Here is a 14,798-nt window from a genome sequence, read left to right as displayed (position 1 = left end):
TCATCGCGTCGCGGCCTCAAGCCGCATCGCCAGCGTTTCCAGTGACCGCGTGAAGACGGTTTCATCTGCGAGCGCGCGCGACAGCACCAGCGCCCCTTGAATGCCGCAGACGCCTTCCTCGGCCAGCGTCTGCGCCTCCTCCTCGACACAGCCAGCCCGCATCAGCGCCAATCGCAACGCGTCGATCCAGCGGGTGAAATAATCGCCGATCGCTCGGGAAAACCGTTCGCGGGTGTCGTCGAGCGCGAAGGCGCCGACGAGGCAGATGCGGCGGCCGGAGCAGAAGTACTCATTTACATTGGTCCACATTGCCGCGATCGCCTGACGGGCATCGTCATGTCGCAGCGGCCGATAGACCGCCTCTTCGAACCAGCCATCGATATCGGCGAGCACGGCGTCGGCCATCTCCTCCTTGCCGCCGGGGAAGAAGTGATAAAGGCTGCCCTTGCCGATGCCGGTGCGTTCGGTGATGCGGCTGAGCGTGGCGCCCTCATAGCCGAGCTCGCGGAAGATTTCCGCGAGCAGCGGCACGATGTCGGCGCGTTCATAAACGGTCTTCACCGGCTTGAATTCTTCCTGTTCTAGAGGCCGAGCTCGGTCAGGCCGGGATGATCGTCCGGACGTCGGCCGAGCGGCCAGTGGTATTTGCGCTCCGTTTCCCGGATCGGCAGATCGTTGATGCAGGCAAAACGGCGCTGCATCAAGCCGGCCGCATCGAATTCCCAATTCTCATTGCCGTAGGAGCGAAACCAGTTGCCGCTGTCATCATGCCATTCATAGGCGAAGCGCACGGCAATGCGATTGTCGGTGAAGGCCCAGATCTCCTTGATCAGCCGGTAGTCCAGCTCTTTCGCCCATTTGCGCGTGAGAAAGGCGACGATCTCGGCGCGGCCGGTGACGAATTCAGCGCGGTTCCGCCAGCGGCTGTCCGGCGTGTAGACGAGCGAGACGCGCTCGGGATCGCGGCTGTTCCAGCCATCCTCGGCAAGACGGACTTTCTGCGTGGCGGTCTCGAGAGTGAAAGGCGGAACGAGGCTGGACATGAGATCTCCTGTACTGAATGGTAACGAATTTACTGATCGGTACACATTTTACAAGTCTGCATCGGGCGGTGATCGAGCTTAGACCTCGGTGCGCCGGCTCCACCGCAGCGGCAGGGCATCCGGGCGAAGCACGATCTCCTCCGGCGTGAAACGCCACAGCCTTTCCGCCTTGGGAAAGGCGGCGATGTCAGGCGAATCGAGCAGCACCTCGACCCTGCCGGTCATCTGCAGCATGTCGCCGGTTTCGAAATCGACGAAGACCAGCCCGGCCTTCGGATTGACCAGGAAATTGCCAAGCGTGTTGAAGAAACGATTGCCGGCAAAGTCGGGAACGGTCAGCGCGCCATCGGTGCCAAGATGCACGAAGCCGGCATAACCGCCGCGATGGGAGACGTCGACCTGGCGTTCGCCATTGTCGCGGTCGACATAGGAGGCGACGAAAAACGTATCGGCGTCCTCGACCATCCGCCGCGCGCGCTGGTCGAGCTCACGCGAACGCAGCGGCGGCAGCGCGGTCGGCAGAGCGGGATCGCGGATAAAGGCGGCAGCGCGCGGCTGGATATATTGCGGACAATTGCCGAAGCTCTGGCCGACACGCAGGCGAAAGGCGCCGGCATCCGTCCTGCCGATGACGCCGTTCAGCCGGTTGCGCCGCCGGGTCTCGAGCTGAATGCCGAGCATAGCGATGGCCGCGCCATCCTCCATGCCGGCATCGGCCGGATCGGCCGGCTCGCGCGGCAGGCGGACCTCAAGCGTCTCCGGGTCCGGCGAAGACATGAAGCCCGGCTGCGCAGCCCGTATCGTTGCCCAGACCTCTCCCTTCGCATCGACCGTGCCGAGCACGACGAAAGGCAGCATCGGAAAGAAGGCGCGGTGCTGCTCGGGCATCGCCTTGCGGACAAAATTCCGCCCCGGACCGTCCATGCGTTCGACGACCCCGAGGCTGCGCTGCATTTCAAGCTCACCCTGATGCCAAGGCGATGCGGCAGCTTCTCTTGACTGCTCCAACATCACGGCCTCCTTTCAGGCACGATTTTCAACGGGGGCGGATCTTATGCGGCCAAGCCGATCTTGGTCTTGCTGAAGCCGACGAAGCCCGGCAGCGCCTCGATGCGGCCAAGCCAGGCACGCACGGCCTGATAGGGCGAGGTGTCGACATTGCCCTCCGGCGCATTGGCGATGTAGCTGTAAAGCGCGATATCGGCGATCGTCGGATTGTCGCCGAGCAGGAAGGCGCGGCCGGAAAGCTCCGCCTCGACCAGCGCGAGAATACGGTGCGCCCGGGCAATCACCTCGTCGGCGTGAAAATTGGCGCCGAAGACGGTGACCAGACGGGCGGCGCAAGGCCCGTAGGCGATCTCGCCCGCGGCGACCGAGAGCCATTTCTGGATCCGCGCGGCCGTCAAGATGTCCTCCGGCAGCCAGTCGGTGCGGCCAAATTTGCGTGCGAGATAGACGAGGATGGCGGAGGAATCGGAAATGACCGTTCCGTCGTCGTCGAGCACGGGCACCTGGCCAAAGGCATTGAGCTTCAGGAACTCCGGAGCCTTGTGAGCGCCGGCAGCCAGGTCGACCTCGACCAGTTCGTAAGGCACGCCGAGCAGCGACAGGAACAGGTGAACCCGGTGCGAATGGCCGGACAGCGGATGATAATAGAGTTTCATGACGGTTCCTCTGGCGTCTTGTGGGGCGGGAGCAAGGCCTCGGCCTTGCCGGCGATGGCGATTTCGAACCATCTGCAGGGGAATTTACTGCCTTCCAATCGACTGCAGTAGGATGCTAATCTGGAAGGCATGTTCCCAATTATTGGAAGGATGAAATGGACCGCCTCGACGCCATGAGCGTGCTTCTTGCCGTCGTCGAACACGGCAGCCTGTCGGCCGCCTCGCGGCATCTGCGTTCACCGCTGGCAACCGTCAGCCGCAAGATCTCCGAGCTCGAGGCGCATCTTCACGCCAAACTGCTGCAGAGAAGCAACCGCAAGATCACGTTGACCGAGGCCGGACGCTCCTATGTCTCGGCGGCGCGAGAAATTCTTGACCGGGTCGAAGAGGCGGAACGGACGGCCGCCGGTGAATACAGTGCGCCGAAGGGCGAACTGACGATGACCGCGCCGATCGTCTTCGGGCGGCTGCATGTCCTGCCTGTCGTGGTGGATTTCCTGAAGGCCTATCCCGAGATCAATCTGCGGCTGATGCTCGGCGACCGGCTATCGAACCTCGTCGAAGATCACATCGACCTGGCTCTGAGGATCGGCACCCTTGTAGACAGCAACCTGATCGCCACGCGGCTCGGTGCAATCCGCCGCACCGTCTATGCCAGCCCGGATTATCTGGCGCGGAACGCCCCACCCCGGCAGCCGAGTGATCTCTCCGCGCATGACTGCATCACCTTCGAGAACATGGCCTCGATCCGGAGCTGGACCTTCAGCGACGGAAAACGTGATCTTGCCGTGCCGATCCGCTCGCGGCTTGCCGTCAACACCGCCGAGGCTGCCGTCGATGCGGCCGTGGCCGGCCTCGGCATCACCCGCGTACTCTCGTACCAAGCGGCCCGCGCCGAGACGGCGGGCCTGCTGGCGCCGCTGCTTAGCGATTTCGAACCGCCGCCGGCGCCAGTGCACCTCGTCTACCCCTCGCAGGGGCTGGTGCCACTGAAGCTGCGAGCGCTCCTCGATTTCGCTACACCGCGCCTGCGGTCGACGCTGAAATAGATTTAGTCTAGGCCAGCTTGCCCTCTTCGGCCTTGTAGAAATACTGGCTGGCGACCAACCATCCCTTCAGCGGCCTGAGCGGCGGGATGCAGGTGGCGAGCATGAAGGGGCCGGTGACCAGAAGCTGCACCCAAATCGGCGCGGAAAACGCAACCTCCAGCCAGACGCCGAGCAGCACGCTCGGTATGCAAGCGAAACAGATCACGAAAAAGGCCGGACCGTCCGCCGGATCGGCGAAGGCATAATCGAGGCCGCAAACCTCGCATTGCGGCTGCAGCGTCAGAAAACCCTTGAACATATGGCCCTGGCCGCAGCGCGGGCAGCGTCCCCTGACGCCGGTCTGCATCGGAGGAAGCGGGGGATATTCGATGTCCATGATAACCTCGTCTTGTCTGGAAGCCGCATGCCGATCAATGCCACGCGAATGTATGCATTCAATATAGTTACATTACGCGGCAATAACCAGTCAATTCGCCAGAATGCCGCAGATTTCCGTCGGCTGGCGACCGGCACGTCCCGAATATCATCGAAGGGTGGCGAGGCCCGCCGGCTGCCTGAGGGCAAGCTGCAACGCTGCCAGGATCAGAAGAACGACGCCGCCATCTCCGGCGGGCCTTCAAGCGCATGGGCCATGAATTCCAGGGCGCCGTGCAGTCTCTCCCGGGTGATCGGGCCGCCGAGGCAGACCCGCACCGCTTCCGGGGAGGCGCCCTCGACGGTGAAGGCATCGCTCGCCACGACGCCGATGCCGGAGGAACGCATATGACTGCCGAAGGTGGAACGGGTCCAGCCGTTGGCGAGCGGCAGCCAGATGTTGAAGGCAATCGGATCGGCGCGGTAGCTGCCGGCCGGCAGGATGGTGGCGACCATCTGCTGGCGGCCGGCGGCCTCAGCGCGGATGAAGCGCAGGATCGCATCTGCCGTGCCGTCCTCGATCCAGCGGGTAGCGAGCGCCACGGTCAAAGGCGATGCCATGACGTTGTTGGCGCGCATGGCGCTGACGAAGGGCCATACGGCGTTGCTATCGGGTGCCACGACATAGGCAAGGCGCAGGCCCGCGCCGAGGCATTTCGCCAGGCCGCCAATATGCCAGGTCAGATCCGGCGCCATTGCCGCAAGCGGCGCCGGACCTTGCTCTGGAATGAAGCCATAGGCATCGTCCTCGACGATCGGCAGCTGATATTTGCGGGCGACGGCTGCGATTTCCTGGCGCCGGCCGGTTGGAATCGTCAGCGTCGTCGGGTTCTGCAGCGTCGGATTGAGATAGAGCGCCTTCGGCTTCAACCGCTCGCAGGCGGTGGCAAGGGCGTCCGGCAGGATACCGTCCTCGTCCATCGGCAGCCCGGCGAGGCTGAGCCGCAGTTGGGCGGCGATCGAGCGCATGCCGGGATAGGTGATGATTTCCGACAGCACCGTCTCGCCGGGTTTGGCCAGCAGGCCGAAGATCGCCAACAGGGCCGGATGCGCACCCGGCGTGACGAAGATCCGCTCCTGCGACGGCGTGAGCCCGCGGCGGCCGAGCCAGGCGGCGGCGGCATCCTTATCGATGCCGGCGCCGCCGAAGCCCTGGTAGCGCAGAAGTGGAACGAGACTGGCGGCCACCGCCGACATGCCCTCGCGCATGCCAGCGATCAGTTCCGGATCGTCCGGTTCCGGCGGCATGTTCATCGAGAAGTCGACGATCGAAGCGCGGCGCGGATCGGATGCGGCGTCAGGCGCGAAGTCCTGCCGCGCCCTGCCCGCGCGCCCGGTGACGAAGGTGCCCCGGCCGACGTGCGACTCGACAAGCCCGCGCTTCTGCGCCTCGACATAGCCCCTGGCCACTGTGGTGAAATCGACATTCAGCCGCTTGGCGAGGTCGCGCTGCGGCGGCAGCCGGTCTCCAGCCGCCAGGTGGCCGCTGCGCAGATCCATTTCGATCAGATCGGCAATCGCCATGTAACGCGGGCTGCTGCTGCGGCTGAGGTCGGGATGCCAGTCCTTCATGTCGTGATCGGTGCCTGTCTGGTTCCTGATAGGTAGGATTGACTGTATATTGTTGCGCAGCAGCGCTGTCACCCCCCCTGATATTCCGGTATCGTCAACGGCGTAACAGTCGGCTGCGGAAATTCGCGTCGCGCCAGCCTTGCCGCAGCCCCTTCATCTCCTTACCTATTAAGAGGCGCGCCGGCTTTCGGTCTCGCGCGGCGGCGCCCTCGGGATAAAAGCATGAATATCGATCCGATCCTGCGGTCAGTCGTGGCCGTCCGTTCCTCCATTCCGGAAGATGCCTTCACGGCGGAGACGCTTGGCACTGTCCGGGAGGGCAGCGGCGTCGTCATTCGCGACAACGGCCTGGTGCTGACAATCGGTTATCTCATCACCGAGGCGGAGGAAGTCTGGCTGACAACGCAGGACGGCCGGGTGGTTCCCGCCCATGCCCTTGCCTATGATCAGGAAAGCGGCTTCGGCCTGGTGCAGGCGCTCGGCGTTCTCAACGCTCCGGCCGTGGATTTCGGTGACGCGGCCGCCGCCAGGCCCGGCGATCCGGTCGTCCTTGCCGATGGAATCGGCGAGTTCGTTCAGGCAAACATCGTCGCCCGACAGGAATTCGCCGGCTACTGGGAATATCTGCTGGATGAAGCGATCTTTACCGCACCCGCTCACCCTGCATGGGGCGGGGCAGCGCTGATCGGCGCCGACGGCAAGCTGCTCGGTATCGGTTCTCTTCGCCTGCAGATGAGCCAGGACGGCGAGGTCGCTGACATCAATATGGTCGTGCCGATCGATCTGTTGCCGCCGATCCTCGACGATCTCCTGAACCGCGGCCAGGTTAACAAGCCGCCGCGGCCCTGGCTCGGCGCATTCTCCGCCGAGAGCAATGGCGGCGTGGTGGTGATGAGCGTGGCCGAAGGCGGTCCGGCCGCCGAGGCCGGCCTGCGTCAGGGCGATATCATCTCCGAGATCCGTGACGAAGAGGTCGATGGCCTGGCCGATTTCTACCGCAAGCTCTGGCGCAGCGGCCCGGCCGGCGCCGAGATTCCGATGCGGATCCTGCGCAACGGCCGGGAAGCTTGGCTGCGCGTCAAATCCGCCGACCGCAACAGCTTTCTGAAAAAACCGCAGCTGCAGTAAGACGCACCGGCCCGTTGCAAGCGGCCGGACCTCCAAACGGATTCGACTTTTCTCTTGACCGTTGAAAGATGCTGCTGTTGCCTTAGTCCTGGGATGAACGGAGTTCGCAATCCATGTTTGACCATATCTCCATCGGCGTCAAAGACCTCGAAAGAGCGCGCCGCTTCTACGATGCGGCGCTGGCACCGCTCGGATATGAGCGTCTGTCCAATTCCGATCGGGTGATCGGCTACGGCCCTGATGAGGTCGGCCTCTGGGTGATACAGGCCGAGCATCCCGTTGTCGCCGACATGCAGTCGGGGCTGCATTTCTGCTTCGTCGCCCCTGATGAGGCCGCCGTCGACGCCTTTCACGCGGCGGCTATCGCATCCGGCGGCACCGACAATGGCGAACCGGGCATCCGGCCGGATTACGGCCGCTTCTATTACGCGGCCTTCGTCATCGACCCCGACGGCTACCGGCTCGAAGCCTATTTCCACAAGGGTGAGATATAGCCCGGCCAGATAGGCGGGGCCGTCAGGCCGCGGCCCTGGAGATCGCCACGCGGCAGCCGGAAGCTTCGAGCGTCTCGCCGGCGACGTCGAGGAACAGGCGGCGGCGCACAAGGACGCGCTTAGTTCTCCTGTTCAATAATCGGCATCTCGACGTAAGTCGCTCTTCGGCGACCAGTGTGCGGATTAAGTGAGGGTTTCAAACCTATGCCAGGCCTCCCGAAACTGCGGCTGATCGTAGGCGGATGGCTGGGGCCAGATCGAGGCCGCGCCCGTCCTGCTGTTCAAGGGATTGCTATGGTGAGCGAGGTCTTTGACCTCCTGCAGCCTCATGATGAAACAGGTCGGAGCGTCCGTCTTTGCCCTGATCGTGATGATCCACCAATCGGACCGTAGGTTGGCAAGACTTGCGCCAAGCCCCACGGGATCGCGTTTCGTAAGGCCTTTGCTTTGGACACCGAAAATTATCGTCTCAGCATCGTTCGCGCAGAACAGGTCGCTGCCTTTGGCATTCGTGGAAGTCGGCATGACGTTCCATCCCCTGCGAGACAATTGCCACGCGGTGTAGTGAGAAGCCGCGTTGCCTATAACCTGTGATGACTTTACGTCCATGCCTGCACTCCCGGGCTTTGTTCGTTGGCACGAGTCTACGCAAGAATCCTAAGCGTTCGTCTTACTGCTTGCGGAATCGTCACCTCAGGCGCTGGATAAAACTTATACGCTGCTCCCCCCGGACTTGGCGGGGACAACGGCTACCTCGCGCCCAGATTCGGCGGCCGGTCCGCGGACATCGCCGGCGCGGCAGACGGCCTACCAGCCGGCGGAATGAGGATCATCGCCCGCACCTGACCGGTGCGGGCTTTCGCGCCGGTCGGCGTGGGCTGCCGAGCCAAGAATCCCGTTGTGTTGCGGGGACGAAAGGCGCATGATCGCCGCCTCGGCAGCCATTGAACGGGCGCTGCCGACTAGCGAATTGAATAGCTTCGCCCCGACGAAAGGAGGACCAATGTCTTCCACTTCCAAAAAGCCATATCTGACCTCGTCCGATCTCGACATGCTTCAATCCGTACTCGACAATGCGGGCTATGCGGCCAGGATCGAGGTCGACGACGGCAAGGGCTGCAACGTCGCAGCGATGCTGCTGATCAAACTGTTTCAGGAGGGCGTAACGTCGCCCGCCATGCTTTCGCTGGCGCTCGAACACCACTTCGGCAAGTTGAAAGCGCCGCCGAAACCAGTCACTCCGGTTTACGACCGTTATGCGATCCAGGGACTGCCCAGCGACACGCGTAAGACAAATCTCAAACCCGAGGCGCGAAGCTGAAAACGCGCTTTGGAATTTCGTCTGAACAGGAGATCGATCGATGGCAAAAGGTCAGTTGAGAAGCAATCGCGAGGTTCGCAAACCGAAGAAGGACAAGGTGGCGCCGAAGATGGCAGGCACATTCGCAGGCCAGATGAAGGCCGCGGCCCAGGCCGCGCCACACGGAAGCGCTCCAAAGAAATAGGCGCGCATCGAGCCATCGGGTGAAACGCCCTTCGCCGATTTCGTGACAGACGCACATCGGGATCGATTTGCGTAACGGCTGAGGTGTGGCTAAAAGCGGCAACGCGTCCTGCCTGGACGCCGGATCAGCGATGATCGTGTTTTCGAAAAGCCGGAAGGTGCCACAGAGTATGACTCCTCTTCAAATAATCGACCGCGTCGACGATCCGTCGAGCGTCGCAGCCTTTTCCGGTGATATTTCGTGATCGAAGGCGCGCGCCGCTTCGAGAGCGAGGAAATTCGGCTTGCCACCTTGGACGAGCCTGATGAAAATCCGCAGAAACCTGCGGCACCGACGGCACCTTTCGCCGAAAAACCCTGGTTGAAGATCCTTGCAGGATATCGCCAGCCGAGGGCCACACGCAGTGCCTTTGAACTGGCCGTCACAGCTATTCCTTTTGCGCTGTTCTGGGCCGCCGCGTGGGCGGCCGTTCGATACGGCTTTTTGCCGGGCCTGGTCCTCGTGGTTCCGGCGGCCGCTTTCCTGCTCAGGCTGTTCATGATCCAGCATGATTGCGGCCACGGCTCATTTTTCGCCCGCCGCCGCCTCGACGACTGGGTCGGGCGTACGATCGGCATACTGACGCTGACGCCTTACGACTACTGGCGCCGGGCGCATGCGGAACATCACGCCTCGGCCGGAAACCTGGACGAGCGCGGGGTTGGCGATATTGAGACGCTGACGATCGCCGAATATAACGCGCTGTCGCGCCGGGGGCGGCTTGCCTACCGGCTCTACCGGCACCCGGCCGTGATGTTCGGGATCGGGCCGGCATGGCTGTTCATCTTCAAGCAGCGCCTGCCATTTGGCATGATGCGCTCCGGCCCCCTGCCCTGGATCTCGACCATGGCGACCAACCTTGCCATCGCTCTGGTCGCCGCCTTGCTGATCTGGGCGGGTGGGATCGTTCCCTTCCTGCTGGTCCACCTGCCGATCGTGCTGCTAGCGGGCGCTGCCGGCGTCTGGCTGTTCTATGTCCAGCACCAGTTCGAGGAAACGCACTGGTCGAAGAAACCGGACTGGCAGTTCCAGCATGCGGCGCTTCATGGTGCCTCGCATTACGACCTGCCGCCGGTGCTGCGCTGGATCACCGGCAATATCGGTATCCACCATGTGCATCATCTGGCGAGCCGGGTGCCTTATTATCGGCTGCCGGAGGTGCTGAGGGACCATCCGGAGCTGGCCGATATCGGCCGCATCACGCTCATGGAAAGCCTGCGCTGCGTCAAGTTGGTGCTCTGGGACGAACAGACGATGCGGCTGGTGTCGTTTCGCGATGCGGCGCGGCTCATAGCTGTGGGGTAAACAGCAGCCTCAGCGATAGCCGGTCACATCCGCCGGCTTGCCCGGCTCCTGCACTTCCACCATGTAGCGCCAGCAATCCGGCCGCGAACCGTCGATGTCGTCGAAGCCGTAGACCTTGGCCAGCCCGCCGCTCGACAGCGACTGGCCGTTCCAGCGGGCGCGATCTGAATCGGCAGCAATGGCCGCCACGGCGCGGCCGACGAAGCGCGGCGTTTCGGAAATGGCGAAGTGCGGCTGGACCTTCGTTGCGTCGCGCCAATTCGCCTCGCTGACGCCATAGGCCTCCAGCATCATTTCGGAGCGCAGCCAGCCGGGGGTGATCGAAACGGCCGTGGCGCTGTGTTTCACCAGATCCTGGGCATGCGCCCAGGCCATGCGGATGATGCTTGTCTTGACGAGGTCGTAGAAGGGCGACAGCCGGTAATGCGCGGCGTTGTATTCCGCCGTGCCGTCGGTCACCTCGACCAGCAGTCCGCCCGGCCGTTCGATCATCAGCGCCAGCGCGTAATGGGCGGTGATCAGATGCGTCTCGATGCCGAGTTGCAGCATGCGCAACCCCTTGTCCAGCGAATGCTCCCAGACCGGCTTGTCCCATTCAAACAGCTTCTCGCAGCCCCAGATGTCGTTGACGAGAATATCGAGCCTTCCGGCCTCCGCCCGGATGCGTGCGACCAGCGCCTCGACTTCGTGGGCGACCAAATGATCGACCTGCACGGCAATGCCCCTGCCGCCCGCTGCGGTCACCAGCTCGGCCGTCTCCTCGATCGTCTCCGGCCGCCCATATTCGGATTGATGGGCGCGGGTCGTGCGCCCTGTCACGTAGACCGTTGCACCGGCAGCGCCGAGCTCCACCGCGATACCGCGGCCCGCACCACGCGTGGCGCCGGCGACCAAAGCCACTTTCTCCTGCAAGTCCGCTGTCACTTCCCCATCCTCCCCGTTAGAACCGAAAAGCGCCTTGTATATAAACGAATGCTCGTTCATAAATAAGCTGAATGCAAGAGGAAATTTCATGCCGCGCCGCCGCACCCTTTCCGATGAGCAGCTTCTCGCCATGGTGCTGGCGCTGATCCAGACCGAAGGACCGGATGCGGCGACCTTTGCGGCGGTGGCGAAGGCAAGCGGTCTGTCCGGCTCGACACTGGTGCAGCGTTTTACGACGAAGGCGGCGATGCTGCGCGCAGCCTTGCTCTATGCCTGGGACAGGCTGGATGCCGAGACGACAAGGCTCGCCGAAAGCGTGCCGAAAACGCCGGATGGCGCCGTCGCGCTGCTCGTCGGCCTGTCGCAGGATTACGGCGACAGTGCCGCCGCCTATGGTGAGGGACTGCTGGTGCTTCGCGAGGATTTTCGCGATCCGGTGCTGCGCGCCCGCGGGGCGGCCTGGGGAAAGGCGCTGACGGCGGCGATCGCGGGCTGTTTCGGATCGGCGCAAGCGCCGGAGACGATCGCCCGGCTGATGCTGTCGCAATGGCAGGGTTCGCTGACCTGGTGGGGTTTCAGCGCCGAAGGGCCAGTGGCCGTCTATGTGGAGATGGAACTGCGACGTTTTTTCGCCGCAGTGAAAGCCTGAGCCCGCTTACGCCTCTTCCTCGTCCTTCTCTTCGCCGACGGTCAGCGGCCAGTCGACGACGTAATCCTCGAGATCCTCGATATCGATCTCGGTTTCGCTGATCGTGCGGCCGCGGGCGGAAATGCCGGCGGCATGAACCGTTTCGGGGTCACCGGAGACGAGCGGATGCCACCAGTAGAGATCGCGGCCCTCGTTGATCAGCCGGTAGCCGCAGGTCGGCGGCAGCCAGGCGATGTCGGGCACGTTCTCCTTGGTCAGTTGCACGCAGTCCGGCACGAAATCCCAGCGGTTCTCGTAGCTCGAGCAGCGACAGCTCTCACCGTCGAGCAGCTTGCAGCTGACCGAGGTGAAATAGATATCGCCGCTATCCCATTCCTCGAGCTTGTTGAGACAACAGAGGCCGCAGCCGTCGCAAAGGCTTTCCCATTCGGGGGCGGTCATTTCGGCCAGCGTCTTGCTCTTCCAGAAGGGCAGATCGTTCATCGTTCGTTTCTTGCAACAGCGGCCCGCAAATTCGCGTGACCACCACTCTACTCTCTTGTTATCCGCCACAAAATCAATCAATTCTTCAGCATGCTCCAGGTACCGGAGAACTTTCTCCTGGTGCCGGAGAATTTTCTCCTGGTATCGGAGAGCTTTTGGGGGCCATCGGGCCTCGCGCTTTCGCCGCTTTCCGGCGGCCGGACATGAAGCAAGCGCGATCAGGCGGGAATACAGGACGTGCAGGATCCGGACAACCCTGAAAAAGGGCCTGAAAACGGGGCAGAAAAACAGGCGGCCGACACGGGCAGGCGGCCGGCGAAGAGCCGTCACATTCTGCTGCGCATCGATTCGTGGATCGATTCGACCGTCTGGAACGCCGGCTTCCGCGCCGCCGAGATCTGGGAAGACACCACCATCTTCTTCCGCCGTTTCCGCGTGCGCGGCTGGAAGCGCATCGTCTTCGAACTGGCCGGCGAAGGCTTGACCCTCGGCACGGTCGGCGCGGTGCTGATGCTGGTGCTTGCCCAGCCGGCCTTCGAAGCGACCAAGGAGGACTGGCGCAACCGCGGCGATTTCGCCGTCACCTTCACCGACCGCTATGGCAACGTCATCGGCCATCGCGGCGTCATCCATCAGAATTCCGTGCCGATCGACGAGCTGCCGGATTCGCTGATCAAATCGGTGCTCGCCACCGAAGACCGGCGCTTCTTCGACCATTTCGGCATCGACGCCATCGGCCTCTTCCGCGCCATGGTCACCAACGCCCAGGCCGGCGAAGTCGTGCAGGGCGGCTCGACGCTGACCCAGCAGCTCGCCAAGAACCTGTTCCTCTCTAACGAGCGCTCGATCGACCGCAAGGTCACCGAAGCGTTCCTGGCGCTCTGGCTCGAGGCCAACCTCTCCAAGAAGCAAATCCTCTCCACCTATCTCGACCGCGCCTATATGGGCGGCGGCACCTTTGGTGCTGCGGCAGCGGCGCAATTCTATTTCGGCAAGAACATCACCGATGTGAACCTCGCCGAATCCGCCATGCTGGCCGGCCTGTTCAAGGCGCCGGCCAAATATGCGCCGCATGTCAACCTGCCGGCCGCCCGTGCCCGCGCCAACGAGGTGCTGACCAATCTGGTGCAGAGCGGGCTGATGACCGAAGGCCAGGTAATCGCCGCCCGGCGCAATCCGGCCACCGTCGTCGACCGCAACGAGGTGGAATCGCCCGATTTCTTCCTCGACTGGGCTTTCGACGAGGTGCAGCGGCTTTCGCCGCGCTTCCACCAGCATTCGCTGATCGTGCGCACGACGATCGACATGGGTATCCAGAAGGCGGCGGAAGATTCGGTCGAGACGTCGCTGCGCGAATATGGCGAGGCCTATCACGCCAAGCAGGGCGCGATGGTGATGATCGAGAATGGCGGCGCCGTGCGCGCCATGGTCGGCGGCCGCGATTACGGCGAAAGCCAGTTCAACCGCGCCACCAAGGCGCTGCGTCAGCCGGGCTCCTCCTTCAAGGTCTATACCTATGCCCTGGCGATGGAGAGCGGGATGACGCCGCAGACGACGATCGTCGACGCGCCGATCTCCTGGGGCAACTGGAGCCCGCACAATTACGCCAACCGCTATGTCGGCCGCATCACGCTCGAAACCGCCATCGCCCAGTCGATCAACACCGTGCCGGTGCGGCTCGCCAAGGAGAAGCTCGGCATCCAGCCGATCCGGGCAATGGCGAAGAACCTCGGCGTCGAAACGCCGATCCGCGACGACGTCACCATTCCGATCGGCACCTCCGAGGTGACGGTGCTCGACCAGGCGACGGCCTATGCTACCTTCCCGGCCGGCGGCTACCAGTCGCGCCGCCACGGCATCAGCCAGATCCTCGATTACGAGGGCGATGTGCTCTATGATTTCGACCGTGACGAGCCGGCCGCCAAACGCGTGCTGTCGGAACAGGCCGATGCCTATATGAACCAAATGCTGTCGCGCGTCCCCTATGTCGGCACGGCGCGCAAGGCGGCTCTCGACAACGGCGTTTTGACCGCCGGCAAGACCGGCACCACCCAGGCCTACCGCGATGCCTGGTTCGTCGGCTTCACCGGCAACTACACCTGCGCCGTCTGGTTCGGCAATGACGACTACACCTCGACCAACAACATGACCGGCGGCTCGCTGCCGGCAATGACCTTCAAGCGTGCCATGGACTACGCCCACCAGGGTGTGACGCTGCGCGCCATCCCCGGGGTCGAAAATCCGCCGCCCTCGGAGAAGGATGTCGCCAAGACCGCCGCCACCAAACCGCAGGACGGATTGCCGCAGCTCATTCGGCCGCGCATGCTCTCGGTAGAATCGACGACTATCCTGAAAGACCTCGGCAAAAGGCTGAAGGAAGCCGCCCCGCTCACGCCGCAGAAGGTAGCGAGCGCGGAGTAGACGCTGCGTGACCGGCCCCTGATCCGCCTGCCGCCACCACTGGGGGGCGACCCACGGGTCTCAACCCCGGCAGGGGCTAGGGTGACGGGCAGGTAGTGACGCTAACCG

The 14,798-nt window shown here is 63.3% G+C and carries 16 protein-coding genes; 8 read left to right on the top strand and 8 right to left on the bottom strand.

Going from position 1 to position 14,798, the window contains the following annotated elements; translation table 11 throughout:
- From AMC88_RS06745 to AMC88_RS06730, 4 genes are all read right to left on the bottom strand, one after another.
- Window positions 1-561 (bottom strand): TetR/AcrR family transcriptional regulator, encoded by a 561-nt coding sequence (locus tag AMC88_RS06745; protein WP_064825015.1) that lies wholly within the window; start codon window positions 559-561, stop codon window positions 1-3.
- A gap of 20 nt (window positions 562-581) precedes the next feature.
- Window positions 582-1,043, bottom strand: a complete 462-nt coding sequence (locus tag AMC88_RS06740; RefSeq protein ID WP_012483196.1) for a nuclear transport factor 2 family protein — start codon at window positions 1,041-1,043, stop codon at window positions 582-584.
- A 78-nt stretch (window positions 1,044-1,121) separates the two neighbouring features.
- Window positions 1,122-2,054: a pyridoxamine 5'-phosphate oxidase family protein gene (locus AMC88_RS06735; protein WP_012483195.1), complete on the bottom strand. Its 933-nt coding sequence runs from the start codon at window positions 2,052-2,054 to the stop codon at window positions 1,122-1,124.
- A gap of 41 nt (window positions 2,055-2,095) precedes the next feature.
- Entirely contained in the window at window positions 2,096-2,707 is a 612-nt protein-coding gene (locus AMC88_RS06730; protein ID WP_010022909.1) for a glutathione S-transferase family protein, read from the bottom strand.
- Window positions 2,708-2,862: 155 nt separating this feature from the next.
- Here AMC88_RS06730 and AMC88_RS06725 point away from each other — a divergent pair, with 155 nt between their 5' ends.
- Window positions 2,863-3,756, top strand: coding sequence for a LysR family transcriptional regulator (locus AMC88_RS06725; RefSeq protein ID WP_064825014.1), 894 nt, complete (start codon window positions 2,863-2,865; stop codon window positions 3,754-3,756).
- Between the two features lie 7 nt (window positions 3,757-3,763).
- On the opposite strand, the gene AMC88_RS06720 is transcribed toward AMC88_RS06725, so the two are convergent.
- Window positions 3,764-4,132 (bottom strand): DUF983 domain-containing protein, encoded by a 369-nt coding sequence (locus AMC88_RS06720; RefSeq protein WP_012483193.1) that lies wholly within the window; start codon window positions 4,130-4,132, stop codon window positions 3,764-3,766.
- A 206-nt stretch (window positions 4,133-4,338) separates the two neighbouring features.
- Entirely contained in the window at window positions 4,339-5,742 is a 1,404-nt protein-coding gene (locus tag AMC88_RS06715) for an aminotransferase-like domain-containing protein (RefSeq protein ID WP_064825013.1), read from the bottom strand.
- A gap of 222 nt (window positions 5,743-5,964) precedes the next feature.
- On the opposite strand from AMC88_RS06715, the gene AMC88_RS06710 reads away from it, so the two are divergent.
- The 5 genes from AMC88_RS06710 (at window position 5,965) to AMC88_RS06690 (ending at window position 10,213) form a co-directional block, all read left to right on the top strand.
- Window positions 5,965-6,870 (top strand): S1C family serine protease, encoded by a 906-nt coding sequence (locus AMC88_RS06710; protein ID WP_012483191.1) that lies wholly within the window; start codon window positions 5,965-5,967, stop codon window positions 6,868-6,870.
- Window positions 6,871-6,983: 113 nt separating this feature from the next.
- Window positions 6,984-7,364 carry a VOC family protein gene (locus AMC88_RS06705; RefSeq protein ID WP_012483190.1) on the top strand — a complete coding sequence of 127 codons (381 nt, stop codon included), beginning with the start codon at window positions 6,984-6,986 and terminating at the stop codon, window positions 7,362-7,364.
- A 922-nt stretch (window positions 7,365-8,286) separates the two neighbouring features.
- The gene (locus AMC88_RS06695; RefSeq protein WP_064821676.1) at window positions 8,287-8,685 is read left to right on the top strand and encodes a hypothetical protein; all 399 of its coding nucleotides are present in this window, start codon (window positions 8,287-8,289) and stop codon (window positions 8,683-8,685) included.
- Window positions 8,686-8,725: 40 nt separating this feature from the next.
- Window positions 8,726-8,869, top strand: a complete 144-nt coding sequence (locus AMC88_RS33535; protein WP_167355276.1) for a hypothetical protein — start codon at window positions 8,726-8,728, stop codon at window positions 8,867-8,869.
- Between the two features lie 291 nt (window positions 8,870-9,160).
- The gene (locus AMC88_RS06690; protein WP_170960095.1) at window positions 9,161-10,213 is read left to right on the top strand and encodes a fatty acid desaturase; all 1,053 of its coding nucleotides are present in this window, start codon (window positions 9,161-9,163) and stop codon (window positions 10,211-10,213) included.
- A gap of 9 nt (window positions 10,214-10,222) precedes the next feature.
- On the opposite strand, the gene AMC88_RS06685 is transcribed toward AMC88_RS06690, so the two are convergent.
- On the bottom strand, window positions 10,223-11,137 hold the full coding sequence (locus tag AMC88_RS06685) for an SDR family oxidoreductase (protein ID WP_064825824.1): 915 nt from the start codon (window positions 11,135-11,137) through the stop codon (window positions 10,223-10,225).
- Window positions 11,138-11,225: 88 nt separating this feature from the next.
- On the opposite strand from AMC88_RS06685, the gene AMC88_RS06680 reads away from it, so the two are divergent.
- Window positions 11,226-11,786 (top strand): TetR family transcriptional regulator, encoded by a 561-nt coding sequence (locus AMC88_RS06680; RefSeq protein ID WP_012483184.1) that lies wholly within the window; start codon window positions 11,226-11,228, stop codon window positions 11,784-11,786.
- Window positions 11,787-11,792: 6 nt separating this feature from the next.
- On the opposite strand, the gene AMC88_RS06675 is transcribed toward AMC88_RS06680, so the two are convergent.
- Window positions 11,793-12,269 carry a YcgN family cysteine cluster protein gene (locus tag AMC88_RS06675; RefSeq protein ID WP_012483183.1) on the bottom strand — a complete coding sequence of 159 codons (477 nt, stop codon included), beginning with the start codon at window positions 12,267-12,269 and terminating at the stop codon, window positions 11,793-11,795.
- Window positions 12,270-12,506: 237 nt separating this feature from the next.
- Here AMC88_RS06675 and AMC88_RS06670 point away from each other — a divergent pair, with 237 nt between their 5' ends.
- Window positions 12,507-14,690 carry a transglycosylase domain-containing protein gene (locus AMC88_RS06670; protein ID WP_012483182.1) on the top strand — a complete coding sequence of 728 codons (2,184 nt, stop codon included), beginning with the start codon at window positions 12,507-12,509 and terminating at the stop codon, window positions 14,688-14,690.
- The last annotated feature ends 108 nt before the right edge of the window (window positions 14,691-14,798 follow it).

This window comes from Rhizobium phaseoli, from assembly GCF_001664385.1.
Lineage (GTDB): Bacteria > Pseudomonadota > Alphaproteobacteria > Rhizobiales > Rhizobiaceae > Rhizobium > Rhizobium phaseoli.
The sequence above is the reverse complement of the archived record's forward strand: the minus strand, read 5'-3'. Positions and strand labels throughout refer to the sequence as shown.